The organism is Limnobacter olei (assembly GCF_029087225.1).
GTDB lineage: Bacteria > Pseudomonadota > Gammaproteobacteria > Burkholderiales > Burkholderiaceae_B > Limnobacter > Limnobacter olei.
In genome coordinates this window covers 26,268-50,467 of sequence record NZ_JARFJD010000026.1, presented here as the reverse complement: position 1 = coordinate 50,467, position 24,200 = coordinate 26,268, and the positions used below count along the sequence as shown (strand labels likewise).

Below are 24,200 nucleotides of genomic sequence, written 5' to 3'. Positions count from 1 at the left end.
CAGGTTTGACCCTAGAGTAGCCTTTTCACCTGACAGGTGATCAACTGATTACAGCAGTTTAATCACCTCGTTTACAATTGTTATAGGTTTTGGGTTTCACGCCGCGAAGTAGGCCGCCATTCGGTCTGCGTATCCCAGGCCTTCTGCTTTGGCCTTGGCAATCCCCCGATACGTTTTGTTCACCTTGTCAGTCAGTTTGGCCATGCGCACCTGCGCCTTGTCGTCCATCTCGGCGGTAATCAATCCCACCTCAACCATCAGGTTTTCGTCTGCAAATGCCGCAGCAATCAGTTCAACCAGCTTCTGGTCATTCAGCATGTTCGCCAGCTTGGCAATACGGTCTTTGCGTTGCGCATAAAACGAAATGTGCAGATTTGCGGCTGGGTCCTTGATCACTTCCATGATCTCGATGGCTTTTTTCTCGGGGATATAGTCTGTAAACCCGCCCAGTACGTGAAAGTCGCCATGTTCAACCAGTTTGGCGGTTACTTTCTTCAATTGCTCGACGGGCAGTTCCGCCAGCATGTCGACGGCACGTTCGGGAATTTGCTCGCGGGCCACTTCGGCCATAAAGTCGGCATCAAACAGTTTGCACAAGCTGACTGCTTTGCTCATGGGGGTGAAGTACGACATATTGGCCGTAATGGCCGGGCCAAATACCTTGGTGCACAGCGTTGCACTGATGGAGTCGGGTGCCAGTTTGCCCGCACCGGCAATGCGTTCAAACACGTGGCCGAATTTATTCAATAGGCTGTTTTGAAAATTGGTGCGAAGTTTCTGCAAAGCCAAAGCGTCGAGCTTGTCCAGATACGCCAGGTCGTCGGCAGACTTGTGCAGTGCTTGCGCCAGGCGGCGCAGTTCAGTGTTTCTGTCCATGGTTTACAGTCCCAGAATTTTTTTGACGGTGCCGCGCAACAAGCGGGGAATGTGTTCCAGCGCGTTGTCCATGCTTTGTTTTAAAAAAGCATCGTGGGCTTGGTGGGCGGCAGCCAGGTCCGCGGCCAGCTTCTTTTGGTTGGCGGCGCTGAGCTGTTCCAGTTCGGGCATGGGTTCCCCCAATGCATCAATCAATGCAGCATCCAGTTTGGGCATGCAGGTCTCCGGTTTTGTTAAGTTTTGATGAATGATAAGTTGAAATATTGAATTCGACAGTTTTTCTTTCCCGTTTAGAGGGCCGAGTCAAATTCAGCACTGGGGTAGATCGCATACACTTTGACAAACAACAAAGTGAGCCAGCAGTGAATATTTACCAGCCTTTGAAACAACATGAATCCAGTTTCGTCGACTTGCGCGGTTTGCGCACCCACCTGCATTGCTGGGGCCCTGAAGATGCGCCCTTGCTCGTTATGGTGCATGGCTGGATGGATGTAGGCGCCAGCTACCAATTTGTGGTGGATGCCCTGAAACAGGATTATCGGGTGGTGGCCCCCGACTGGCGAGGCTTTGGTTTGAGCGATTGGCCTGTGGCCGATGGTTCGCCCGGCATTCGCTCTTATTGGTTTCCAGATTACCTGGCAGACCTGGATGCCTTGCTGGATCACTTCTCGCCCACGCAGCCCGCGAACCTGGTAGGCCACAGCATGGGCGGCAACATCGCCATGATGTATGCAGGTGTTCGACCACAGCGCATTCGCAGTGTGGTGAATCTGGAAGGTTTTGGCATGCTCGATTCACCGCCTGAAAAAGCACCCAAGCGCTATTCCAATTGGCTCGATGAAATTAAAACACCCAAAGAACTGCGCGCTTACAGCAGCCTGGAGGCAGTGGCCAGGCGTTTGCAGAAAACCAACCACCGGCTGAGCGACGAGAAGGCCATGTATTTGGCGCAGTTCTGGAGCCGGGTGGGGAATGACGGTTACAGCTTGCTGGGCGATGCTGCGCACAAAATCATGAATCCGATTGGTTACAGGTTGGCAGAGGCGCAAGCCTGTTGGAGCAATATTGCAGCGCCGGTGTTGCATGTCGAAGCCAAACAGACCGAGGCAGGCATGTGGTTGAGCCGCGCCGGTGAGCCCGTTGATTTTGATGCGTTCCGTACCCGGTTCAACTGCGTGCCCAACTGGAGGCATGTGGTCGTTGACCATGCTGGACACATGGTTCACCACGACCAGCCGGAGGTGTTGGCCGGTTTGATTGAGGCACATATTGGGCAAAGTGCTACCGCAGATTAAAAAAAAGCCGACTTCCTGAGAAGTCGGCTTAACCTTTCTCGCTTGCGGAGAAGAGGAGACATGAGGTTGAACACTGTAACAGCGTTCAATGTGATCATTGTCGCGTTAAGGTTTTGGAACGACAAGCAGTTTTGTAGGTAATTTATACTAGACAAAACCATGAACTTTCACGGTTTTGTCACATACAAAGGCTTTCTACATGCCCCACATTACGATTGAATACAGTGACAACTTGCACAATCTGGACGAGTCCTGGGTGCTGCTTCAAGTGAATAAAGCCCTGATGGGGCTCGGTATTTTTATGGATGCCGACATCAAGACCCGAATTCACGGTTTGCGTTCTTATCGCATGGGCGTGGCTGCGGCTGAAAGCGGTGACCATGCTTTTGTTGCAGCCACGGTCGAGTTACTCAGTGGTCGAGAATTCACCGTGCAGGAACACTTGGGGCAAGTGTTGCTCAAGGTACTTGAAAGAACATGCCTTCAGGCAGAAGGCCCACAAACCCAAATCAGTGTGCATGTACGTGAAATACAGTCTGAGTTGTATTTCAAATCGGTCAGCAAGCGCAGCTGATCGCCCTGGCGAATCAGGCACCCAACAATTGATGCGGGTTTTGCCCCTGCATTTTTCGTTTCAACAGTTCAATCAGTCGCGGCTCATCCAGCAAAGCCATGTGGCCTGTGCGGTCAATCACATGGTTGGCCGCACCTTCCAGGTGGGCAAATCGATGGTGCAGTATCAATGCATCAGGAATGGCAATCACACTGCTCATTTTTTGCCGGTGAGCGTCGTCTTCCACATTCAATTCGTTCAAGAAGTCGCTGTTGGGCAGCATGTCAACAGCGCAGTCGCCCACGCCCAAGTGAGCCATGTGCGTGCCATTGTTGGGCGAAGCCAGTGTGAACAGGTGTTGCACCTGGGTGTGGCTGTGCCAACGGGTGCTCATGGCTTTGCGCACGATCAGCCCACCCATGGAATGCCCCAGCAGGTAGGTGTTGGCCCCTTCGCATTCGGCTTGTTCCAGAACCGTGTCCATGTAGTGCCCAAAATCTCGAGCCATCTCGTGTACCGAGGCCAGCACGTAGCGCGGCTGATACAAAGCCACGCGTACACCGCTCCAGAGCAGTTCTTCATACAGGGTGGCAAAACAGCCCGGTTTTTCCATATAACCCGGCACCATGAACACAATGGGCAACTGGCGGTTGTGAAAGTTGGGGCTGAATTCCGGCACGAATTGCGCCACGCGCTGGCGGAATAGAAAACTCAAACCAAACAAATAACCTTCACGGGCGGCAAGTTTGGCAACATCGGCCATGCCCAATTTGGGATGGCTGGATACAGGTGTTTGAGCGGCCATTTAATGTCCCCTTTTGAATTGCTTTAAGGTGTGCTGGCTCGTTTTGTTTAAATTACGCTTGTATGCGCATTCACTACAATTGAATTAACGGCAGAAAAGTATCGCTATTGAGCACTTGTTGCAGAAATGTTGAATGCAATAAACATACCGCCCTGTCCCTTGTACCAACTTAGTCCACTCAGACTACAGACGGCTGTTTGTAGGGCGTGGTATAGATTTGTCATGAATAAAAACAAGATGAGGTGAGCAATGAGTGGGAGGTTTTTGTCGGCGGTGCTGATACTTCTCGGCGTTAGCGGGTGTGCCACCCTGAGCAAGGAAGAATGCCTGGTGGCCAATTGGCGCGAGATTGGTTTTACTGATGCATCGCAAGGGTACACCCAGGCCCGGGTTGCCGAGCACCGCTCAGCCTGTGCAGAAGCCAAAGTGACCGTGAACCTTGAGGAGTACAACAAAGGCTTTGATCAGGGTTTGAAAAACTACTGCACTGTGAATACCGGTTTTGATCTGGGTTCCAAGGGGGCGGCTTACCCGGACCAGTGCAATGAGAGAACCTATCCAAAGGTACGTGCGGGCTTTAAAGAGGGGCAGCTTGTTTACAGCGTTCAGCGGGAGCGCAATGAGGTAGAGCGCCAGTTGCAAGACAAGCGCGAGCAATCCAAAGCCCTGACGGAGCAAATCACACAGAACCGAAGCAGGGCAGACAACAAAGCTTTGTCGTCAAGTGAACGCAGCAAGGCGGAAAAAACTGTTTCGGCGCTTCAGCGCACTGCGGCAGACTTGTTTCGGGAAACTGGAGAACTGGAACAAAAAGCCCGCAGTCTGGATTCAAAAATCAACCAGATGCGGGCCAGTTTTCAGCAGCGCTAGTTCATTGCGCTGTTACTTTTAAACCAGTGTGTCTGCCCAAATGTTCTGGGCCCAGTTCCAGGCGTAGGTGCCTTCCAGTTCGTTGGGGGCAGCGGACACACCGCCGGACCCTTCCACAGTGAGGAAGGTTTTTTTCTCGGCGTTGTACACATGCACGCTGGCCACGTGAATCACATTGGTCGTGGTCACGTAGCTGTAGCAAGTGTTGTTCGTCAAAGGTGTGGGGTTGGGTTCCCATCCGCTGAGCTGGGCAACAATGGCTGCCGCAACCACCTTGGCCTGGCTGTTGGCCATGTGGCCGCTTTTTGGCATCATTGGTGCGCCTTGTACCGAGTCGCCGATCACATGCACATTGGGCGCAACTGTGGACTCGAAGGTCATGTAGTTCACTTCGGCCCAACGGTTGTTCAGGTTTGCAATGCCAGAATCGACCGCCAGTTTGCCGGCACGTTGGTCCGGCAGAATGTTGAGCACGTCTCCTTTGATGGGCTCCTCAAACTCAAAACGAACAGTTTTCGTGGCGCCATCCACACCCGTTACTTTCATGTTGGGGCGATATTCCAGAATACCTTTGTATTCACTTTCCCACACGCCTTTGAACAGCTTGCCTTTCGATGTAACGTCGGCATTGGCATCCAGCAGCAATACTTTTGATTTTGGTTTGTACTGTTTGAAATAGTTGGCCACCATGCTGGCGCGCTCGTAGGGGCCTGGAGGGCAGCGATAAGGGGCAAGTGGTACGTTCAAAATGTAGGTGCCGCCATCGGGCATGGCTTCCAGCTGCTTGCGCAAACCCACAGTTTCAGGACCGGCTTTCCAGGCCTGTAAAATCTGGCCACTGGCATTGGCCGCAGCCAGCCCTTCAATTTTGTCCAGCTGCAAATCAATGCCGGGTGACAACACCAGTTTGTCGTAGGGCAGGGTCTTGCCGTTCTTCAGTTTTACTGTGCGTTTTTCAACGTCAATCGCGGTGACATAATCCTTCACCATTTTTACGCCGTGGTTGCGGGTAAGGCCTGTGTAGGGAGTGCTGATTTCGTTGATCTTTCGAATACCGCCCACCACCAAATTACTCATCGGGCAAGAAACGAAAGTTGAATTGGGTTCAACCAAGGTGACATCGAGCTGGTTGCCGGAAAGCATGCGAAGGTATTTGGCCGCCGTGGCGCCACCGTAACCGCCACCAATCACCACCACTTTGCCTTTGGCGCTTTTTGCTGTGGCTGACAGGGGCATGCCGCCCAACAAGGCCGTGGCCAGTGCGCTGGTTTGTAAAAATTGTCGTCTTTGCATGGTGCGCTCCTTAGTCTTTCTTGCCGAGGTAGTTGGCGATGATATCGATTTGCTCGTCTGTGTAACCCTTGGCAAGTTGATGCATCACGGTGGCGGGGCGCTGCCCGGTTTTAAACCAGATCATGTTGGTTTTGATGTATTCCACACTCAGGTTGGCCAGCCCGGTCACCGCGCTTCCTTCAACACCTTGGCCATTGGTGCCATGGCAGTTCGCACATGTCGCGGCCAGGCTGGCGGCTTGCAGTTTTTTCTCGGGTGTTAGTTCGCTGGCGATTGCGCCAGTGCCCAGCAGCAGGCTGCTGCCAGCCAGTGCCATGCTTATCAGCAGGCGTGCGGCGCCTTGTTTTAACTCAGTCATTGCTGTCCCTCCAATTCTTATATGAGTGAATGCTTTTGTAGGTAGTGAGGATCGAATATGAATCATCACGCATGCAGTGTCAATTAGCCGACACAAAGCGCAATCCACTTTGATTCTAGCGTGGTAACAGGTACAGGCAAGCAGTTTTTTCTCATATGCATATAACAAGATCGAGGTTGGACGTGGCTCACTCCAAACGTGCACTGCAAGCAGTACTCCTTTCCCTGTCCACTTTGGTGCTTGGCGCTTGTTTGTCGTCAGGCGGGGACGACCCCACAAATACCGCTGGCGGTGGTTCGGTGATCAATCCTGCCGAGTCTACTGGTCGGGTTTTCCTGATTCAGCCTGGCCCCAACGCCACGGAAGAAATGGTCAAGGCCATGGTGCAGCTCAAGCCCAAGGATATTCTTCGGTTTGACTGCGGCTTTTTTGATTTGAAAACCGGCATTCAGATTACAACCACTGAGGATGTGATTATTGAAGGCTGCGGCATGGATGAAACCTTTCTGTCGTTTCGTGACAGCACTTCGCAAGAAGGCTTCTTGGCCTCGAATGTGCGCGGCATTACCGTGCGCAACCTGACGATTGGCGACTCCCCTGGGGACGCGTTCAAAATGAAGGGTGTGAACCACGGTACGTTGAAGAAAGTACGTGCTATTTGGAGTAGCGGACGCAAACTGCCTGAGGAGCGCCCAATTACCGCGGCCAATTTCCGCGATGAAATCAAAGTGGCCTGTACTGACCCTGCACGCCACAACCCAGCCAACCCCAACCCATTGGAAACTGACAACACCTCTCCCGACTACACGGTGAGCACGGCTTCAGGGCGTTATGGTATTTACCCCGTTGAAAGCCGCAATATTCTGGTCGAGGAAACGGAAAGTATTGGCGCATCTGATGCCGGTATTTATGTGGGCCAAACCAATATTGCGAAAATTCGCAAAAGCCGCGCTGCATTCAATGTGTTCGGATTCGAGATTGAGAACGTTCAGGACGGCGAATATTCCGAAAACCTGGCTGAGTGTAATTCCGGTGGTTTCCTGGTGTACGACCTGGACAACCTGACCCAATATGGTTCGCGCTCAAGGGTGTTCAAGAATATCTCACGCAACAACAACACTTACAACTTTGCGGTGCCAGGTTCGATTGTTGCTAATGTGCCGCGCGGTTCAGGCCTGATTACCCTGGCTTACGACAAGATCGATATTTATGACAATGTGTTCGAGAACAATGGCACTGCGGGCATTATTTTAACCAGCTACGATTTGCTGGGTGAGAACGGTGACCGCCGCATGGATGTGTATTCCGAAGCAGTGAATATTTTCGACAACACATTCAAGAACAACGGCAATGATTTGCCGCAGCCCGATTTTGCGACCATTTTGGCGACACAGGGCGGACAGGTGACCAGTGCATTTCCTGCAGTTGTGGGTTTGAAAAATGCGCTGGGTGGAGGTGGTTACCGTGGTGCCCACATTGTGTGGGACGGTTACACCGACACGCTGAACAGCAGTTGCGACCTGCCCAAAGATCGCAATGGCAACAATGTGGCTGTGGATGCCGATGGCAAACCAATTCAGGGCAACCAAAATCCCAACCCAAGTTGCCGCTACAACAAATACAAGTTCGAGTCCAATGGGCAACGCAAGGTACCGGCATGGTGGTTCAGCTGCATTAACCCTGACAATAATTTTGGATCAGACAGCCTGGCCTTTGCCAACTTTCATGGAACCCGTGGTCTGGATGCAGTAATCAACCTGAACACCAATGACCCCACAGCCAATTTGTCGCTGGAGTACATCCAGTCGATTGCCACGGGCGTTCCCTTGTTGCCCAGCGAGTTTGATATCAACAAACACGATTGCATGGCCCGTTTTGGCGCCGACCTGCCGCGCCTGCCCGACTTTGAGTTCGAACCTTTCGTACCCAGTGGGCAGTTTGCACCCGAACCTGCTGCCGAGGCGGTGAAAGCACTCTGTGAAGTGCCGTTGAAAGCCGGTGTAGTCAACCAGGCTGCTTCACGCGTAAATTGTCCAGACTTGGCCCAGTACAACCTGTTTGCCGATGATCAAAACCCGGCCAGCAAACCGAACGGGCAGGGCATGCCTTATGTGTTGAACAGCAAACTGTTCAGTGATTATTCAATCAAACACAGGGTCATGTTTATTCCTGATGGTAAACAGGCGCGTTTCCTGGAGGACGAGGAAAGTCGGGTGAATTCCACCATTGAATTCCCGGTGGGCACCATCATTGCAAAAACTTTCTCGTTCGTGGATCAACCACGTGCAAAAGAAACGCCGTATGAAACACGTTTGCTGATCAAACGCCAACGCACCGATGGCCAGAACTACTGGGAAGCGCTGGAGTACATTTGGCAAGATGCGGGCAATGGCAAACGAAAGGCTGTGCTGACCCAGTTTGGGGGTAGCGCCGCGGCAAGCTGGGATTATGTGGACGTCGACTCGGGCAGGCGACAAACCGGCAGCACCAATGCCTACATGTTCCCCAATGCAAGCCAGTGTGCCATTTGCCACAGCAACAACGATGTAGACCCGGGCTCGGCACCCATTGGTCCGAAACCACGCAATTTGAACCGCGCCTATGTGAACGAGTCGCCCATGTTCACCGGGCAGGCCCAGCACCCTGTAAATGGCAAAAACCAGTTGAAGTTCATGTGTGAAACCGGCTTGATGAACGGCTGCCCCAGCAGTTTTAATCTGGATCAGCGGCAGGTGGCCACCAATGTGAACCACATTCCAAAGTTCAATAACCCTGGTGATTCAGGTATGCCCGCCAATTCAAAAGGCGACATTGAAGCCCGTGCCCGAGCCTATCTTGAGGTGAACTGCGCGCACTGCCACAACGTGAACGGGCAGGCCTCGAACACCGGCTTTTATGTGGATGTATTCCGGGCCGTGGACAGCACCTATGGCATTTGTAAAAAGCCAACTGCCAGCGGTTCGGAAGGGCGGGGTACACGCACTTACGATATTCACCCTGCCATGTCGAGTGATTCGATTGTGCCTTACCGCATGGGGCCAGAGGCTGTCGAGCTGGCCGCAAAAATGCCACCTTTGGCGCGCAGTGTGGTACACACCGAGGGCGTGGCTTTGATTAACCAGTGGATTGATCAGGTGATTGATTCAAGCTACGAGAACGCCGATGCCTGCCAAGAGGGCAACACCTCGGGCGGTGGTTTGCCCTTGATTGGAGGCCTTCCCCTGTTACCATAGCGGGATGGAATTATTCAAAGACCCTACCGCTTTGTTCTTGTTCAAACTGGCCATCACCTTCGGGTTGATGGCCAGCGGTTTCTTCGTCAACCGGGCGCTGTCCTGGTCGCTTCGCAAACTTCACCCCTACCACCCTGAAAAGGCACGTTCGCAACTGGTTTTTCTAAAAAACCTGGTGCGCATGGCTGTATTTTTCCTGTTGATTTCGGTGTGGGCTTCGCAAATTACAGGTGCGTTTCTCAGCGTGGTGGCCATTGCTGGCGCCTTGATTATTACTGGCAAGGAAGTGGTGCTCAGCTTACTCGGCTATGTGAACATTTCGCTGTCCAAGCCATTTAGAATTGGCGACTACATCGAAATCGGAACCCAGAACGGCCGGGTGATCGACATTGATTTGCTCAGTACCAAGCTGTTTGAAATTGGCATGTCTGGCAAATACACCGGGCGACGGCTTGCAGTACCCAATGCCATGGTGCTCACCCAAACCATCAAGCATTTGTCCATGCTGGGCAAGTTCAGTTTGTACACCATTGAAATTATTTTGCCTTTCAAGGCAGACACTGCCAGGGCCGAGCAAGTGGCTTTGCAGGTGGCCAATGCCGTTTCAGCCAGTTGGGTCGAAGAGGCCGATCAGTATTTCGATCGCATCGAGGTCTCGGATTTTGTCGATTTACCCGGTGCAAAACCCGAGGTGTTTTGGCAGGCCTACAATGAACTTGCACACAAAATGATTGTTCGCCTGGCTTGCCCGCTTGAAAAGCGTGGCGACGCGGAGCAGGCAATTTACAAGGGCTTTTGGCGGGAGTTTGGTCCCGTTTAGCTGCTTGTTTTGATTCGGGAACCTCTTGTAATGGTGGTAGGTCTATTGGGCGAGACAATGAAATACAACGAAGGGACATTCATGACAAAGTTCGCAGTTCAAACCCTATGCCTTCGGCTTGGCATGATCGCCATCGCGGCACTGTTCGGCACCGCTGCCATGGCGCACGGCAACGACGGACATTCGCATGATCAGGCCAAGGCCAATAGCAGGCACAATGACGCGGCGCATGTGCATGGCCTTGGCGAGATGGAAATTGTGCAAGATGGCAACGGCCTGTTTATCAGCTTGTATTCACCGCTTGAAAATGTGTTGGGCTTTGAGCGTGCACCCAAAACCGATGCTGAAAAGGTGAAGGCGCGCCGGGTCGTTTCCTTGCTGAAAGCCAATGGCCTGTTTGCCTTTTCACCTGAGGCGCAGTGCAAGCGCACGGGCTACAAGTTGTACTCGGAGATTCTGAATCCACACTCCCATGGCCCTGGCGATGATCATCAGAATCACGATGACGCCAATGGGCATTCCGACTTTCGCGCATCCTATGAATTCGAATGTGAGCAACCCGCCAAACTGAAGGTGATCGATGTGCGTGTGTTTCGCCAGTTTTCCGGTTTCGAAAAAATTGAAGTGCAGGCCTTGTTTCCAAAAGGCCAGATTGGTGCAAGCCTTACTCCCAAGCAGAGTACATTGGTGGTGCAATGACCTTGGCAGTTCTTCGCTGCAACAACCTTGTATTCAAATACGCCAGCAGCGGGTTTGAATTAAAAATCCCTGAGTTTTCCATGCAAGCCGGGGACACAGTTTTTCTGGAAGGCGACAGTGGCAGTGGTAAAAGCACCTTGCTGAATTTGATGGCTGGCGTGTTGTTGCCTCAAAGCGGCCATGTCAGCTTGATGGGCCAAAATTTAAGCACTTTGCCGGCCAGCCAATGCGATTCACTTCGGGTAGATCACATTGGTTTTCTGTTTCAGCAGTTCAACTTATTGAGTTATTTGAGTGTGTTGGACAACGTTACTTTGCCGTGCAAGTTCTCAAAGCGCCGCAAACAAAATGCCTTAATGCAAGCGGGCACCGTGCAGCAATCGGCTGAACGTTTGCTGAACGCGCTTGGAATGGGCAAATACCTGAATCAATCCGTGTCCACCTTGTCAGTTGGGCAACAGCAGCGCGTGGCAGCTGCCAGGGCCTTGATCGGTCAGCCCGATTTGATTATTGCCGACGAACCCACTTCCGCGCTGGATGCCGGCCACCAAGCCCAGTTTGTTCAATTGTTGCTTGCACAGGCCGCTGAACAAAACACTGCTGTGTTGTTGGTCAGTCACGATCCAGGTTTGGCGCAGCACTGCGCAAAACGCCAGCATATGGGGCAGTGGCAAGCATGATCCAAACGCTTTTTCTATTGGCCAGCCGAAGTGCATGGAGCCGCAAGGGCAGCCTTTTGTTGCTGTTGCTCAGTGTGATCACGTCCACTTGTCTGTTATTGGGCATCGATTTGGCCCGCCAAAGCGCCAAAGCCAGTTTTTCAAATGCAGTGGCAGGCACGGATTTGATTGTCGGGGCGCAAACAAGCCCGGTTTCGCTTTTGTTGTACAGCGTGTTTCGAATTGGCCAAGCCACGCGCAATGTGCCTTACGCCGAGTTCGAACGTCTGGAGCAAGACCCCCGTGTGAAGTCGGCTTTGCCGATTGCACTGGGCGATTCTTACCAAGGTTTTGCTGTGGTGGGCACCAAGGCCGTTTATTTCGATCAGTTTTTGTACGGTGCACGGCAAAGCCTGCAATTTGCACAGGGCCGGGCCTTTGAAAACTACAGCGTGGGCAAGCCTGCAGGTGTTTTGTTTGAAGCTGTGCTGGGCGCAGAAGTAGCCAAGCGCTTAAAGCACAAGGTAGGTGACAGGATTGCATTAAGCCATGGCATGCAAATTCAGCAGACTGAGCCGAGCCATGCGGACAAACCTTTTACAGTGGTGGGTGTGTTGCAACCCACGGGCACCCCGGTGGATCAGAGCGTGCACATTAGCCTGGCAGGCATGGAGGCCATTCATGTGGATTGGGCGGCAGGCGTTCCTGTGCCCGGTGCGGAAATTCCTGCTGAATACGTGACTAAGTTTAATTTGCAGCCCAAGTCGGTTACCGCTGTGCTGCTTGGCTTGAACAACCGGGCAGGTGTTTTTCGCATGCAGCGTGAACTTGAAAGCAGGCCCAATGCGGCGCTCAGCGCTATTTTGCCCGGCGTGGCTTTAAGTACCTTGTGGCAAACCGTGGGTGTGGTTGAACGGGTGTTGTTGTTTGTGGCTGCATTGGTGGCGGTGGTGAGTGCTTTGGGCCTGACCAGTGTAATGTTGGTAACCTTGGGGCAACGCAGGCGAGAAATGGCTGTGTTGCGTTCAACGGGTGCCGGGCCCCGCACGGTTTTTGGTTTGTTGTTTCTTGAAAGTGCTCTGGTGATGTGGGTGGGTGTTGCTCTGGGCGCATTGGTACTTGCGCTGGGCGGTGCTGCACTTGCCCCCTGGGTTCAGGCACAATTTGGGTTACAACTGGTGGGGTTGAAGGAACTTGGCGCGGGTTTGCTTGCAGTGCTCGCCTTTGCTGCATTTGGCAGTCTGTTGGGCTTGGTGCCCGCTTTTCAGGCTTATCGAAACCAGTTGCAAGACGGATTAAACCCCAAAACAAATTGATTCGAAATCAAGTCATTCGCAGGTGTGTTTTTCATGAAGATTGGCAAAGTAATTGTGATGGTTGTAGCGGTGGTGGTACTAACCGCACTGGGCTATGGCCTTGCCTCCTGGTTTCTGGGCAAACCTGCTAAAAACGCAGAGGGCGCTACCCAACTGGAGCAAACGCTGGCCCAACTTTCCAGCGATACAGCTGCGACCGATGGGGAGTACGCTGTGGGCGACCGGCTCACTGACAATGTCGACAAAAGCAGCAAGAAGGCCGCTGTATTTGACCCTGCGTTTCCCGAATTGCAGTGGGACAATTTGATGCCTGCCGATTGGGACCCAATGGCAGCATTTCGCGGTATGAATATCGCTGAGCTGCAGGACAACGATCCGAAAGCCCAGGAGGCCCTTGAGAAAATGCGCAAGGCCTGGAACGATGCCCCGGTAAACACCGCCTACACGGGCAAAAAAGTGCGCATTCCCGGGTTTGCCATTCCGATTGAGCAAAGCGAGAAGGGTGTGGATGAGCTTTTGCTGGTGCCGTATTTCGGCGCCTGCATTCACACCCCGCCACCGCCTGCCAACCAGATCATTCATGTCAAATTGAGTGAACCCCAACCAGCAGTGGGCGCCATGCAGGCCTATTGGGTGTGGGGTGAGCTTACTGCGAGCAAGTTCAGCAGTGAATTGGGCGATGCAGCCTATTTGCTGACCGCCACCGGCATACAGCCTTACGAAGACTGAATAAGCGCCTGAATTAGTAAAAACCCCTCTATTTTTATCGTTGACAGCAGGGCATCATGCCCATACCTTTACATCACTCGATGTTACAGTCGATAAAACAAACAAACGTTTGATTTACACCGGAGGTTTTGATTCATGGGCAATGTAAGCACTGGCACGGAGTTCGCCGGAATGCACCACCTTGAGCTTGCATTTCTGGACGATGTGGCACCCAAGTACTTGAGCCTGGCTCGCCCGCCACATGGCCTGAAAATTCGCCAATGGAAAAACCGCAGCGCGGTGCCCCTGATCAACAAACTGCATGCAGGTCTTTCCGGTCTTAAGCGCCAGCAGGCCACAGTGCTCGATCACAAACTGGTGTGGCTGGAGGGCGGTAACCCAGAGGGTTCACCCGTGGTTTTGCTGCACGGTTTTGCTTCCAACAAGGAAAACTGGTTGTCGCTGGTGCCTTTCCTCTTGAAGCAGCACCGGTTGTTTGTGCTGGATTTGCCGGGCTGGGGTGAAAGCCAGTTCAATGCAAACGTGCCCTATGGGCTGGACGACCAAGTGGCTCGTGTTGCTGCCTGGATTGAAAACCATGTGCCGGGCAAAGCCCATGTGGTGGGCAACTCCGTGGGTGGCCTGGTGTCTGCTTTGCTGGCAGGCCGGCATGCGAATTTAATTCGAACCTTGTGTTTGATGAACCCGGCGGGCGGCAAGGGCACTGACCACACCCGCTTTGAGGCGGGTTTGAAAGAGGGCCGCAACCCGATGATTGTTGAGAGCCTGGCCGGCGCGCATACGCTGATGAGCCTGGCCATACACAACCGGGCCATTGCCCTTGCTTTGGCCCCTGTCATGGCGCAAGACCTGATCAACCGCCGACATGTGAACCGGCACCTTTTTCATCAAATGTTTGTCAATGCGCCCAACCCCAATGGCCCAGGCATGTCGGCCACACAGGCACCTACCCTGATCATGTGGGGCAAAGAAGACCGACTTGTACATTACACCGGCGCTTACACCTATCAAGCCATTATTCCCCATGCGGATGTGTTACTTTTTGACGGCGTGGGCCACTTGCCCATGGTTGAAATTCCGATCCGCACGGCCAAGGCCCTGCAGGAGTTTTGGATGGCCTGATCTTGAGAGGGGATTTGAAGCATGAACATTCGTAAAGCTTGCATCATGCTGGGTTTGCTCGGTTTGTTGACAGCATGCGGTAACAACCTGGATGGTGTTTACAAAGACGACCTGGGTTTGCAAAAGTATGAGTTTCAAGGCAACGGCACAGTGTATGTGTCTACCATGGGTGTAACCCGCGAAGCTGCCTATGAAGTTGAAGACAAAAAGGTAAAAATCACCAGCGATGGTGAAACCACCATTTATGACCTCAACGAAGACGGCACCATTAAAGGGCCACTTGGCATGACTTTAAGGCCCGCCGAAGCCCAATAAAATTTTCTTCAAATTGCCTCAAAACCCGCTCCTGCAGCGGGTTTTTTACATTTATTCACACAGTTCACCTTTTGTTGCATTCCCCCAGGTGCATTAACCCAATATTGGCCCCCTTTTCCATTTCTTTTCTCCCTATTGCTCACATGGGTATCAGCGCAAACTTCCATCAAGCGTGAAATATTCAAGTTCACTGCGTTTAACAAAGTGGTCCATCGGAGGACTTTATGCGCAGCACCCCAATCGAATTCCTGCATGTTCTCCACCACTGGGTAGCCAGTGCTTACCTCACCGTTCATGGCGCTTTTTGCAATGGCTGGTATGAAGCGTTCGAGCATTCCCCAGCCCCCATTGAGCCCGCAGTATGCCCAGTCAAACAACTGATAGGAATGTCTGTTCATGAAAAAAAACAATAAAAACGCATCACAAACCCAGGCCCTGTTACCTGTGGTTTTAATTGCAGCATCGGTCGGAATTCTGGTGTCGGGTGCGTTCGTTCAGGGCAGTGTGTGGCCGCTGGCCTTCGGTAGTGCAGCATTGCTGCTGTGTGCATTGGCCATTCATGAAATGAGCAAGAAGCGGCAGCTTGTTCTGCAGGCAGAAATAGAGGCTTTGTCCTCTACCGTGAATGAGTTGAGTAAAACAGATACGGAAAAGGTTGAACTGATCCAGTTGGCTGATACTTGGGTGCCCACCCTGAACAGCCAGCTGAGCACTGCCAACTCTCAGATGGAAATGGGCATTGTGAACCTGGCAGAGGCCTTCTCTGAAATTCACAGCAAATTGAACGACACCGTCAACGTGGCCGCTGGTGCTGCGCATGTGTTGGGCAATACCTCCGGTGGCGGAAACGGCCTGGCCGATCATGTGGCGCAAAGCCTTAATGGCATGCTGAGCAGCATTCGAAATTCATTCGATGAGAAGGCCACCATCATGCAAGAGGTAAAAGGTTTTATTTCCTCGACAGAAGAGTTGGCCAAGATGGCGGCTTCTGTAGAAAACCTTGCCGCGCGCACCAACCTGCTGGCGCTGAATGCAGCCATTGAGGCCGCCCGTGCAGGCGAAGACGGTCGGGGTTTTTCGATTGTGGCAGACGAGGTGCGCAAGCTCTCGATGTTGTCGGCCGAAACAGGTGTGAAGATTCGCGAACGGGTGCAGTTGATTGCATCGGCAGCAAAAAAAGCGGGTGATGGTGCTGCACGCATGGAAAGCAGTGATGAAAAGGTACTTAGCCAAGCCAGCGAAACCTTGAGTGGTGTAGTTGAGCAATTCGAGCAAGTCACCGTACCCCTGCACCAAGCCAGCGAGCAAATCATCGCCAACACCAATCAGGTTTCCTCCAGTTTGAACAATGCGGTGGTGCATTTTCAGTTTCAAGACCGTGTGTCTCAGATTCTGGGGCATGTGCAAGACAGCCTGAGCCAAATGAAAGGCCAGTTGAACACAGGCCTTGAGACCTTGAACGTGGCTGCACTGATGCATGAACTGGAGCGCAAATACACCATGGCTGAAGAGCGCGTGAACCACAGCGGCAAAGGCAGCACCAACGCCGCCACCAAGCCTGATGCCAGCAGCGACGAACTGACTTTTTTCTAAACACCCAAGAACGAGAACCTGTATGAGCAAAACCGTATTGATTGTGGATGACTCCACCTCCTTGCGCCAAGTGGTGTCGATGACCCTGAAAAGTCAGGGTTTTGATGTGGTGGAAGGTTGTGATGGGAAGGACGCATTGACCAAGCTGGATGGCCGAAAAATCAGCTTGATTGTGAGTGATCTGAACATGCCCAACATGGATGGACTCACCTTCGTACGCGAGGTGAAAAAAATGGCAGCTTACAAGTTCGTACCCATCATCATGCTGACCACAGAATCGGACGACAAATTAAAAAGTGAAGGGCAGGCGGCAGGCCTGAAAGCCTGGATGGTAAAGCCTTTCAAGCCAGAACAAATGATTGCAGCAGTGAACAAATTGGTGGCTTGAGGCCACAGGGAGGATGCACATGCACAGCGAACTGATTATGCAAGAAGACCTTGGGAACGAGATGGAAAACAGCATTGCAACCTGCAAGCACACGCAGGTGGCTTTGGACACCTTGACCATTGCAGATTGTGCTGGCCTGGTTGAGGTGATTCGCCAGTCTTTGAATCAGGGCATTTCAGTGGTGCTTGATTTGAGCAATTGCCAGGAAGTGGACACGGCAGGCATGCAAATGTTGGTGACCATTCAAAACGACCCTGCGGTGAACCTGCGAGTGCACTGGACCAAACCCTCAGAGGTCGTGGCTATGAAGGCCGAACGACTGGGCGTGCAGTCCTGGATCAACGCTGGTTTTTTGGAGAACTAAGGCATGGCCTTTGAATTGGATCTGGATGCTTCGCGCGGTATATTTTTTACCGAAGCACGGCAACTGCTGGCTGAAGTAGAAAGCTATGTACTGCAGCTAGAGCAAAACCCAAACGACACCGAAGTACTGAACGCCGCTTTTCGCGCAGCGCACACCATCAAAGGCAGTGCAGGGGTGTTTGGTTTGTTGGTGATTACGCATTTTGTACACGACCTTGAAACCGTGCTGGACCGCGTGCGCAATTCCGAAATCGGGTTTGATGCGAACATGAGCACCCTGGTGCTGGAATGCCGTGACCACATTTCAGAATTGGTCGACTGTATTGAGGCTGGTGGCGATGCTGAGCATGTCAGCCCCGACATGGCTGCGGCACAGGCGGGCTTGACAGCCCGTTTAAAAGCCTACTTGTTGCAAGAGGACTCACCCGCAGCTACCCGGCAAGCAAAGCAGCTTGAATTGAACAACACCCGGCAAGTCTGGCATGTGTCGGTTCGCCTTGGGCGCAGCACCTTGTGCGACGGCTTTGACCCGGCCCCCATTTTTTCATACATGGAAACCTATGGTGAGTTGCAAGCCGTGGTGCCCGTGCTGGACGCACTGCCCAGCTTCGCAGATCTGGATGCTGAATCGTGTTACTTGGGCTTTGAGTTGCGCTTTGTCACCGACAAAGGCCAGGCCGGTATTGAAGATGCTTTCGAGTTTCTGACAGAGGAAAGCAAGGTACGAATTCTGGCCCACGACTGCACACCTGAACAGTGGGACGCGCTGGCCAATGCGCTGCCTGAAGGCGCAGAGCGTGCTGCGGAACTGTTGCAGGAAGCAGGTTTTCCCAGGCCACAAGAAGAAGTGTCGCCAGAGGTGATTGACCCTGCAGGCAGCGCAGTTGCAGCGGCCTCGGTAAAGTCCAAGGCAACGGGCAAGTCCACTCCCACCAGTTCATTTATTCGTGTGCCTTCCGACAAGCTGGATGCACTGATCAACCTGGTGGGAGAGCTGGTGATTGCGAATGCTGGCACAGTGGAGCAAGCCAAGCACTTGAACCACACCGCCATGCTGGAATCGACCAGTGCAGTGGCTGGTTTGATTGAAGAAATTCGCGACGGTGCGCTGGGCTTGCGCATGGTGCAAATTGGCGAGACCTTCCAGCGTTTTCAACGCGTGGTGCGCGACACTGCGATGGGCTTGGGCAAGCAAATTCAGCTTGAAATCTCAGGTGAAGACACCGAGCTGGACAAGTCAGTGGTTGAAAAAATTGGTGATCCCTTGATGCACCTGGTGCGCAATGCACTGGACCATGGTCTTGAAACACCAGAAGAACGTGTAGCTGCTGGCAAGCCAGCAACGGGCAGGCTTCAACTGAATGCTTACCACGACAGTGGTCACATTGTGATTGAAGTCAATGACGATGGCCGAGGCCTGGCGCGCGAGAAAATTTTGAATAAGGCCATTGAGAAGGGCATTGTGACGGCCGATCAAACCTTGAGCGACGCAGAAGTCAACATGCTTATTTTTGCCCCTGGTTTTTCCACGGCCGACAAGGTCACCGACATTTCCGGTCGCGGAGTGGGTATGGATGTGGTGAAGCGAAACATCGAGGCGCTGCGAGGCTCGGTTCAAGTTCGTTCAAGAACTGGGCAAGGTTGCACCTTCGAGATTCGCCTGCCGCTGACATTGGCCATTATTGACGGCTTCATGATCGGCGTGGGCGGATCGGTGTATGTGATCCCGCTGTCCTATGTGCGCGAGTGCCTAGAACTACCTGTCGACGCCTTGGGTACTGATGACCGCATGGACATTCACTACGACCTTCGCGGGGAGTTTTTACCCGCTGTTCGTTTGCGCAAAGTATTTCATCCCGATGCCAAGCGCCCCAAGCGCGAAAACATCATTGTGGTCAGCTTTGGCGGCATGAAGGCCGGCATTGTGGCCGATCAACTCCACGGCGAATCACAAACAGTGATTAAACCGTTGGGCAATTTGTTTGAACAGAACAGGGCAATCAGCGGGGCCACCATCATGGGCAACGGGGATGTGGCCTTGATCATTGATGTACCAAAATTGATTACAGAAGTCAGCAGTATTTCAGCAAGCCTTGAGCAGGCCAACGCGTAATTTTACAAAGGAAGACAAACATGGGTGCATTTGATTTTTTAAAGAGCGGTCAGTTGGCGACAGTTGCTGATAGCCTCGAGGTAGAAATTTCCGGCTTGAAAACCAATCTTGAGAAGCCCTTGCAGGCTTTGCCAACCAAAGACTTGAGTGGTGATGTGTTGTCTGTCGTCACCAAAATCAACGAAATGATTGCGAGTGTGAATGAGCGAGCCCGCAAGGTAGAAGAAACAGCGGTGCGCAGTGTTCACCAGTTGTGGAAAAAGGAAATGCTCAAGGGAGCAGCCGATGAATTGCCCTCAGCCATTCGTGATGCCATGAAAAAGCTGGAAGCAGAGACCATGTTCGCGCAACGACAGGTGCAAGCGTTGGAAAGCGTAGCCACCAACGTGATGATTGCCGATGCTGACTACAACATTGTGTACGTGAATAACTCACTGTCGAAAATGTTGGTGGAAGCGGAAACCGACATTAAGAAAGACTTGCCGCAATTCGACGCTCGTAAAATTCTGGGTGCGAATATTGACAGTTTCCACAAGGTACCAAGCCACCAGCGTGGCATGTTGGCGCGCCTTCGTGATTCCTACAGCACTAACCTCACAATTGGTGAACGTCATTTCAACCTGTTGGTAACTCCGGTGTTTGATGCTTCAGGCACACGCGTGGGTACAGTGGTGGAGTGGAAAGACCGCACCGCAGAGGTGGCGATGGCCAAGCGCGAGGAAGAGCGTGCGGAACTTGAGCGCAAGACTGCATTGGAAAACCTGGCTATTCGAATTGCCCTGGATTCAGTGACCACCAACGTGATGATCGCCAATAATCAGGGCCATATCACCTACTTGAACAATTCCCTGAACACCATGATGACGCGCAACGAGGACATGATTCGCAAGAGTCTGCCTAACTTCAATGTGCGCAAGTTGATTGGTGCAAACATCGATATTTTCCACAAAAATCCCGCCCATCAGCGTGGAATGTTGGCGGCATTGAATTCACCCTTAAAAACTGGGATCCGGGTTGGTGAACTAAGTTTCCGTTTGATTGCATCGCCTGTGATCAATGAAGAAGGAGAGCGTTTGGGCACTGTTGTCGAGTGGAGTGATCGCACAGCCGAAGTGGCGATTGAAAATGAGATTTCGGGTATTGTGGGCCGTGCATCCGATGGTGATTTCAGCGATCGTATTCGTGAAGACGACAAGGAAGGTTTCCTGAAAACCCTGGCCCAAAACGTGAACGGCCTGTTGACTACAACTTCAGTGGGCCTGGAAGATGTGGGCCGTGTGTTGAAGCTGCTGGCCAGTGGCAACATGACCCAGAAGATTACAGCCGATTACAAAGGTTTGTTTGGCGAGGTGAAAGACGATGTCAACACCACGATCGATCGCTTGAGCGATGTGATTCAGGAAGTGCGTGGCAACGCGGATTCACTGACCAACGCAGCACGCGAGATTTCCAAAACCTCGCAGAGCCTGTCACAAGGTGCCAGCAGCCAGGCTGCCGGTGTTGAAGAAGTGTCGGCCAGTATTGAGGAAATGGCGGGCTCAATCAAGCAAAACAGCGAGAACAGCCGCGTGACAGACCAAATTGCAACCAAGGCCGCCGAAGAAGCAAAAGAAGGTGGTCGCGCTGTAACCGAAACTGTGAATGCCATGAAAGCGATTGCTGACAAAATCGGCATTGTGGATGACATTGCCTACCAAACCAACCTGCTGGCCCTGAACGCAGCAATTGAAGCAGCTCGAGCTGGTGAACACGGCAAAGGTTTTGCGGTGGTGGCCGCCGAAGTGCGCAAACTGGCTGAACGCAGTCAGGTGGCTGCACAGGAAATTGGTGACCTGGCCACCAGCAGTGTGAAGCAGGCCGAACGTGCCGGTAGCCTGCTACAGGAAATGGTGCCAGCGATTAACCGCACATCCGACCTTGTGCAGGAAATTACTGCCGCGTCGAATGAGCAAACAAACGGTGTGGCGCAAATTAACCAGGCCATGATGAGCTTGAACCAGCAAACCCAGCAGAACGCAGCGGCCTCTGAAGAGCTGGCTGCCACGGCCGAGGAAATGAGTGGCCAGGCCAGCATGTTGAACACCGCCATGAGTTTCTTTGATACCGGCACAGGGCGATCTACTACACGTGGTTCTAGCCATGCTGAACGCAAGCCTGCACCTGGCAAAGCCGGCAGCCAGGGTGGCGCAAACGGTTTCGACAGTTTCGACGACTTTTAATAGGGGTACTCACCATGAGCAATGTCAATGAGCAATTGGCCAAGGCCATGGAGAGTGACAGCGCCAGCCACCAGTACCTGACCTTTCAGGTGCATGGACAAAAGCTGGCGGTGGAAATTCTCCGGATTAAAGAGATCATCGAGTTTGGACGAATTACCGTGGTGCCCATGATGCAGCAATGCATCAGCGGCGTGATCAACCTGCGCGGCTCTGTGGTGCCCGTGGTGGATTTGAGTGCCAGGTTTGGGCAAGGCAAAACCACCATCAACCGCCGCACCTGCATTGTGATTCTTGAATCGCAAATGGCCGACGAAACACAAGTAGTCGGCTTTATGGTGGACGCAGTGAATGCCGTGGTTGATATTGGGGCAGAGTTTATTGCGCCGCCGCCGCAGTTTGGTGCGGGCGTAAAAACTGACTTCTTGCGCGGAATTGGCAAGGTAGACGACGAGTTTGTGCTGGTGTTGAATGTTGAGCGCCTGCTGGATTTCGACATTCCCACCGACCTGGAAGAAGCTGCCGCCGCCGTAGTGGCCTGAGCAACTTCTTGGAACTGGAAGGCATTGATGCGTCACTGAGATCATGAGCTGACACACCCGCTGGGGGGATATTCCCCTTGTGGGGCACCATGAGATATCTCAACCGCATGCTAAAACTAAAATACGTCCTCGATATTTCAGACAGCGCCTCTCGTGCCCGGCAGAGAATGGCTTTTGCCGGGCTTTCTTTTCTCATGGTGTTCTTTTTTGCCCCTGGTGGTGCCATTGTTGGCAACGGCGCGCGCATGGCTTTCATGATTGTCTTGGGCATTTATTTTCACTTGGCCTTGGTGCAATCCTGGTTGATTTCCAACCGTGAGCGCCATTGGGAAAAAATTGAGCTGCCCAGTTATTGCCTGGATCTGCCCATGATCGGTTGGGGACTGGCTGTCGCTGCAGAATTTCTGGCGCCTGTGTCCCCCTTGATTGCTGTGGTGGCTTTGGTTCGGGGTATTCGGTATGGCCCCTGCATGTTGGCTTGCCACATCGGATTGGGTATTGCGATTGTGTTGGGCCTGACTTGGTTGGTGCCTTACTGGCAGGCCCACCTTGAGTTGGTGTATGCCAATCTGTTTTTGTTGCTGGTGCTGCCCATTCAGTTTTATGGAGTCAGTGTAAAAATTCAGGCCAGCTCGAAATCGCTCCGACAGGAAAACCTGACTGACCCTTTAACCCGCAGTTTGAATCGCAAGGCACTTGAGGCTGCCGTGTGGCGCATGCTCAACGCCAAAGAACCCTTTGTGTTGTCTTTTCTGGATCTCGACAATTTCAAGATGGTCAACGACACCCTCGGCCATGCCACGGGCGACAAGCTGCTCAAGCGCGTCAGCACCAAGCTGTCGGTTCGGTTGCGAGCGGAGGATAAAGTGTATCGCTTGTCCGGTGATGAATTCGTGGTGTTGAGTTTGGGCAACAGTCGCCCGGATATGGCTGAGAATCTTGGGCAGCGCATTCGGGCGGCCATTGCTGAGGCCATTGACTACACCTGTCCCGATTTGCCCGTGTCTGCAAGCGTGGGTGTACTACAGGTTACGGCATTCGAGGAGCTTAGTCTTGAAATCCTGTTGGCCCGTGCAGACCAGCTGATGTACCAAGCCAAAAAAACCGGGAAAAATCAAGTGTTGGTTCAAACGCTGTAAATCGGTCGAATCAGCCTTTTGTGGGGCAATAGGTACTGCTCGATCTTTGCGGGTTGGCTGGGGTTTGAAGTTCTGGGGCTTGGTGTACATAGGTACATTCGGCGATTTCGCCGTAGTTGGAATCGCGCGTGGCCAAGGCTTTGCTGATTTGTATTGAAACAAAAGTCACCATGAACGCTGCAATGGCAAACCACAACACTTTTCTGTTGCGTCTAAAAAATACGCCTAAATCAAACATGTGAACCAGTCAAACCCAGAGAATGTGAATTGTTGTAAATTTGATACGATTATTAAAAATATTAAACAATAAGTCAATTCTTATTTGACAGCTTTGTTCGGTTTATTGTGCGGGTTTGTCAATGTCGCCTACATCAAGAATCGGCGAGGCATCCATGGTTTCTGCACCCAGCAAGGTAGTTACCCGGCCCAACACAGAAGCGATCAAATGTTGCTCCCAGCTTTGAAGGTGAGCAAATCGTTCTGCGAAGCGGGTTTGCAGGCTGGATGGTGCATCATTCACCTCATGCTTGCCTTTGTCGGTCAGCACCACTTCAAGCCTGCGCTTGTCAACCGAGCTGCGAATTTTCTCGATCAAGCCGCGGCTTTCCAGTTTTTGAAGAATCACTGTAGATGTCACGGGGGAAAGGCTGAGCGACTTGGCCAGCTCGCCAGGTGATATGCCGGGATTGTCGGCCACCGATTGCAAAGTCAACAATTCAGAGGTGGCCATGTCAGCTTTTTTGGCCAATTCTCGGGCACTGGATTCTGTGGCACGAATAATTCGGCGGAGCGAAATGAGTGATTCTTGTAAGGTGCTGTCCATGCGCGCTAACCCGGTGATTTAATTCATTTTGATGAATTGTAGTGATTAACCGGTCTGGTGAGTTGGAATTTCCTACGCTT

Annotated in this window: 26 protein-coding genes; 19 read left to right on the top strand and 7 right to left on the bottom strand. The window is 52.5% G+C overall.

The window, feature by feature from the left end:
- Positions 1–96: 96 nt before the first annotated feature.
- Positions 97–876, bottom strand: coding sequence for a hypothetical protein (locus tag PY990_RS13975; protein ID WP_275272124.1), 780 nt, complete (start codon positions 874–876; stop codon positions 97–99).
- A 3-nt stretch (positions 877–879) separates the two neighbouring features.
- On the bottom strand, positions 880–1,092 hold the full coding sequence (locus PY990_RS13970) for a hypothetical protein (protein WP_008253293.1): 213 nt from the start codon (positions 1,090–1,092) through the stop codon (positions 880–882).
- 146 nt (positions 1,093–1,238) lie between these two features.
- Between PY990_RS13970 and PY990_RS13965 the strand changes: the two genes are divergently transcribed.
- Complete coding sequence (locus PY990_RS13965) at positions 1,239–2,171, top strand: alpha/beta fold hydrolase (protein WP_275272123.1); 933 nt, start codon at positions 1,239–1,241, stop codon at positions 2,169–2,171.
- 199 nt (positions 2,172–2,370) lie between these two features.
- Positions 2,371–2,745 carry a 5-carboxymethyl-2-hydroxymuconate Delta-isomerase gene (locus PY990_RS13960; RefSeq protein ID WP_275272122.1) on the top strand — a complete coding sequence of 125 codons (375 nt, stop codon included), beginning with the start codon at positions 2,371–2,373 and terminating at the stop codon, positions 2,743–2,745.
- Positions 2,746–2,758: 13 nt separating this feature from the next.
- Here the strand turns inward: PY990_RS13960 and PY990_RS13955 are convergent, their stop codons facing one another.
- Complete coding sequence (locus PY990_RS13955) at positions 2,759–3,529, bottom strand: esterase/lipase family protein (RefSeq protein ID WP_275272121.1); 771 nt, start codon at positions 3,527–3,529, stop codon at positions 2,759–2,761.
- Between the two features lie 249 nt (positions 3,530–3,778).
- On the opposite strand from PY990_RS13955, the gene PY990_RS13950 reads away from it, so the two are divergent.
- Positions 3,779–4,399, top strand: coding sequence for a DUF2799 domain-containing protein (locus PY990_RS13950; RefSeq protein WP_275272120.1), 621 nt, complete (start codon positions 3,779–3,781; stop codon positions 4,397–4,399).
- An 18-nt stretch (positions 4,400–4,417) separates the two neighbouring features.
- Here the strand turns inward: PY990_RS13950 and PY990_RS13945 are convergent, their stop codons facing one another.
- Positions 4,418–5,692, bottom strand: coding sequence for an NAD(P)/FAD-dependent oxidoreductase (locus PY990_RS13945; RefSeq protein ID WP_275272119.1), 1,275 nt, complete (start codon positions 5,690–5,692; stop codon positions 4,418–4,420).
- Positions 5,693–5,702: 10 nt separating this feature from the next.
- On the bottom strand, positions 5,703–6,050 hold the full coding sequence (locus PY990_RS13940) for a c-type cytochrome (protein WP_275272118.1): 348 nt from the start codon (positions 6,048–6,050) through the stop codon (positions 5,703–5,705).
- 182 nt (positions 6,051–6,232) lie between these two features.
- On the opposite strand from PY990_RS13940, the gene PY990_RS13935 reads away from it, so the two are divergent.
- From PY990_RS13935 to PY990_RS13860, 16 genes are all read left to right on the top strand, one after another.
- A complete protein-coding gene (locus PY990_RS13935) occupies positions 6,233–9,283 on the top strand; it encodes a parallel beta-helix domain-containing protein (protein ID WP_275272117.1) in 3,051 nt (1,016 codons plus the stop codon).
- Between the two features lie 4 nt (positions 9,284–9,287).
- Entirely contained in the window at positions 9,288–10,103 is an 816-nt protein-coding gene (locus tag PY990_RS13930) for a mechanosensitive ion channel family protein (protein ID WP_275272116.1), read from the top strand.
- 81 nt (positions 10,104–10,184) lie between these two features.
- The gene (locus PY990_RS13925) at positions 10,185–10,802 is read left to right on the top strand and encodes a DUF2796 domain-containing protein (RefSeq protein ID WP_275272115.1); all 618 of its coding nucleotides are present in this window, start codon (positions 10,185–10,187) and stop codon (positions 10,800–10,802) included.
- Positions 10,799–11,482, top strand: coding sequence for an ABC transporter ATP-binding protein (locus PY990_RS13920; protein WP_275272114.1), 684 nt, complete (start codon positions 10,799–10,801; stop codon positions 11,480–11,482). The genes PY990_RS13925 and PY990_RS13920 overlap by 4 nt, the downstream gene beginning before the upstream one ends.
- Positions 11,479–12,777: an ABC transporter permease gene (locus tag PY990_RS13915; protein WP_275272113.1), complete on the top strand. Its 1,299-nt coding sequence runs from the start codon at positions 11,479–11,481 to the stop codon at positions 12,775–12,777. Before PY990_RS13920 ends, PY990_RS13915 begins: the two co-directional genes overlap by 4 nt.
- A 33-nt stretch (positions 12,778–12,810) precedes the next feature.
- Positions 12,811–13,506 carry a DUF3299 domain-containing protein gene (locus PY990_RS13910; protein ID WP_275272112.1) on the top strand — a complete coding sequence of 232 codons (696 nt, stop codon included), beginning with the start codon at positions 12,811–12,813 and terminating at the stop codon, positions 13,504–13,506.
- 135 nt (positions 13,507–13,641) lie between these two features.
- A complete protein-coding gene (locus PY990_RS13905; protein WP_275272111.1) occupies positions 13,642–14,628 on the top strand; it encodes an alpha/beta fold hydrolase in 987 nt (328 codons plus the stop codon).
- A gap of 21 nt (positions 14,629–14,649) precedes the next feature.
- Positions 14,650–14,943: a hypothetical protein gene (locus PY990_RS13900; protein WP_171098198.1), complete on the top strand. Its 294-nt coding sequence runs from the start codon at positions 14,650–14,652 to the stop codon at positions 14,941–14,943.
- Between the two features lie 224 nt (positions 14,944–15,167).
- The gene (locus PY990_RS13895) at positions 15,168–15,356 is read left to right on the top strand and encodes a hypothetical protein (protein ID WP_275272110.1); all 189 of its coding nucleotides are present in this window, start codon (positions 15,168–15,170) and stop codon (positions 15,354–15,356) included.
- A complete protein-coding gene (locus tag PY990_RS13890) occupies positions 15,340–16,536 on the top strand; it encodes a methyl-accepting chemotaxis protein (protein WP_275272109.1) in 1,197 nt (398 codons plus the stop codon). The genes PY990_RS13895 and PY990_RS13890 overlap by 17 nt, the downstream gene beginning before the upstream one ends.
- Positions 16,537–16,558: 22 nt before the next feature.
- A complete protein-coding gene (locus PY990_RS13885) occupies positions 16,559–16,924 on the top strand; it encodes a response regulator (protein ID WP_105028561.1) in 366 nt (121 codons plus the stop codon).
- 19 nt (positions 16,925–16,943) lie between these two features.
- Positions 16,944–17,288: an STAS domain-containing protein gene (locus tag PY990_RS13880; protein ID WP_275272108.1), complete on the top strand. Its 345-nt coding sequence runs from the start codon at positions 16,944–16,946 to the stop codon at positions 17,286–17,288.
- Between the two features lie 3 nt (positions 17,289–17,291).
- Positions 17,292–19,400, top strand: a complete 2,109-nt coding sequence (locus PY990_RS13875) for a chemotaxis protein CheA (protein WP_275272107.1) — start codon at positions 17,292–17,294, stop codon at positions 19,398–19,400.
- Positions 19,401–19,420: 20 nt separating this feature from the next.
- A complete protein-coding gene (locus tag PY990_RS13870; RefSeq protein ID WP_275272106.1) occupies positions 19,421–21,619 on the top strand; it encodes a methyl-accepting chemotaxis protein in 2,199 nt (732 codons plus the stop codon).
- A 14-nt stretch (positions 21,620–21,633) separates the two neighbouring features.
- Entirely contained in the window at positions 21,634–22,158 is a 525-nt protein-coding gene (locus PY990_RS13865; RefSeq protein ID WP_275272105.1) for a chemotaxis protein CheW, read from the top strand.
- Positions 22,159–22,265: 107 nt separating this feature from the next.
- Entirely contained in the window at positions 22,266–23,297 is a 1,032-nt protein-coding gene (locus PY990_RS13860; RefSeq protein WP_275272104.1) for a GGDEF domain-containing protein, read from the top strand.
- Positions 23,298–23,307: 10 nt separating this feature from the next.
- On the opposite strand, the gene PY990_RS13855 is transcribed toward PY990_RS13860, so the two are convergent.
- Positions 23,308–23,535 (bottom strand): hypothetical protein, encoded by a 228-nt coding sequence (locus tag PY990_RS13855; RefSeq protein WP_275272103.1) that lies wholly within the window; start codon positions 23,533–23,535, stop codon positions 23,308–23,310.
- Positions 23,536–23,637: 102 nt separating this feature from the next.
- The gene (locus PY990_RS13850; protein WP_275272102.1) at positions 23,638–24,120 is read right to left on the bottom strand and encodes a MarR family winged helix-turn-helix transcriptional regulator; all 483 of its coding nucleotides are present in this window, start codon (positions 24,118–24,120) and stop codon (positions 23,638–23,640) included.
- Positions 24,121–24,200: the final 80 nt, after the last annotated feature.

Bases quoted from the DNA above. Each gene is read 5' to 3' on its own strand.
- PY990_RS13930 (WP_275272116.1), top strand. From the start codon at position 9,288: ATGGAATTATTCAAAGACCCTACCGCTTTGTTCTTGTTCAAACTGGCC.
- PY990_RS13940 (WP_275272118.1), bottom strand. From the start codon at position 6,050: ATGACTGAGTTAAAACAAGGCGCCGCACGCCTGCTGATAAGCATGGCA.
- PY990_RS13955 (WP_275272121.1), bottom strand. From the start codon at position 3,529: ATGGCCGCTCAAACACCTGTATCCAGCCATCCCAAATTGGGCATGGCC.
- PY990_RS13960 (WP_275272122.1), top strand. From the start codon at position 2,371: ATGCCCCACATTACGATTGAATACAGTGACAACTTGCACAATCTGGAC.
- PY990_RS13880 (WP_275272108.1), top strand. From the start codon at position 16,944: ATGCACAGCGAACTGATTATGCAAGAAGACCTTGGGAACGAGATGGAA.
- PY990_RS13865 (WP_275272105.1), top strand. From the start codon at position 21,634: ATGAGCAATGTCAATGAGCAATTGGCCAAGGCCATGGAGAGTGACAGC.
- PY990_RS13850 (WP_275272102.1), bottom strand. From the start codon at position 24,120: ATGGACAGCACCTTACAAGAATCACTCATTTCGCTCCGCCGAATTATT.
- PY990_RS13900 (WP_171098198.1), top strand. From the start codon at position 14,650: ATGAACATTCGTAAAGCTTGCATCATGCTGGGTTTGCTCGGTTTGTTG.
- PY990_RS13885 (WP_105028561.1), top strand. From the start codon at position 16,559: ATGAGCAAAACCGTATTGATTGTGGATGACTCCACCTCCTTGCGCCAA.
- PY990_RS13975 (WP_275272124.1), bottom strand. From the start codon at position 876: ATGGACAGAAACACTGAACTGCGCCGCCTGGCGCAAGCACTGCACAAG.
- PY990_RS13910 (WP_275272112.1), top strand. From the start codon at position 12,811: ATGAAGATTGGCAAAGTAATTGTGATGGTTGTAGCGGTGGTGGTACTA.
- PY990_RS13920 (WP_275272114.1), top strand. From the start codon at position 10,799: ATGACCTTGGCAGTTCTTCGCTGCAACAACCTTGTATTCAAATACGCC.
- PY990_RS13860 (WP_275272104.1), top strand. From the start codon at position 22,266: ATGCTAAAACTAAAATACGTCCTCGATATTTCAGACAGCGCCTCTCGT.
- PY990_RS13945 (WP_275272119.1), bottom strand. From the start codon at position 5,692: ATGCAAAGACGACAATTTTTACAAACCAGCGCACTGGCCACGGCCTTG.
- PY990_RS13875 (WP_275272107.1), top strand. From the start codon at position 17,292: ATGGCCTTTGAATTGGATCTGGATGCTTCGCGCGGTATATTTTTTACC.
- PY990_RS13895 (WP_275272110.1), top strand. From the start codon at position 15,168: ATGCGCAGCACCCCAATCGAATTCCTGCATGTTCTCCACCACTGGGTA.
- PY990_RS13950 (WP_275272120.1), top strand. From the start codon at position 3,779: ATGAGTGGGAGGTTTTTGTCGGCGGTGCTGATACTTCTCGGCGTTAGC.
- PY990_RS13925 (WP_275272115.1), top strand. From the start codon at position 10,185: ATGACAAAGTTCGCAGTTCAAACCCTATGCCTTCGGCTTGGCATGATC.
- PY990_RS13890 (WP_275272109.1), top strand. From the start codon at position 15,340: ATGAAAAAAAACAATAAAAACGCATCACAAACCCAGGCCCTGTTACCT.
- PY990_RS13905 (WP_275272111.1), top strand. From the start codon at position 13,642: ATGGGCAATGTAAGCACTGGCACGGAGTTCGCCGGAATGCACCACCTT.
- PY990_RS13970 (WP_008253293.1), bottom strand. From the start codon at position 1,092: ATGCCCAAACTGGATGCTGCATTGATTGATGCATTGGGGGAACCCATG.
- PY990_RS13870 (WP_275272106.1), top strand. From the start codon at position 19,421: ATGGGTGCATTTGATTTTTTAAAGAGCGGTCAGTTGGCGACAGTTGCT.
- PY990_RS13855 (WP_275272103.1), bottom strand. From the start codon at position 23,535: ATGTTTGATTTAGGCGTATTTTTTAGACGCAACAGAAAAGTGTTGTGG.
- PY990_RS13915 (WP_275272113.1), top strand. From the start codon at position 11,479: ATGATCCAAACGCTTTTTCTATTGGCCAGCCGAAGTGCATGGAGCCGC.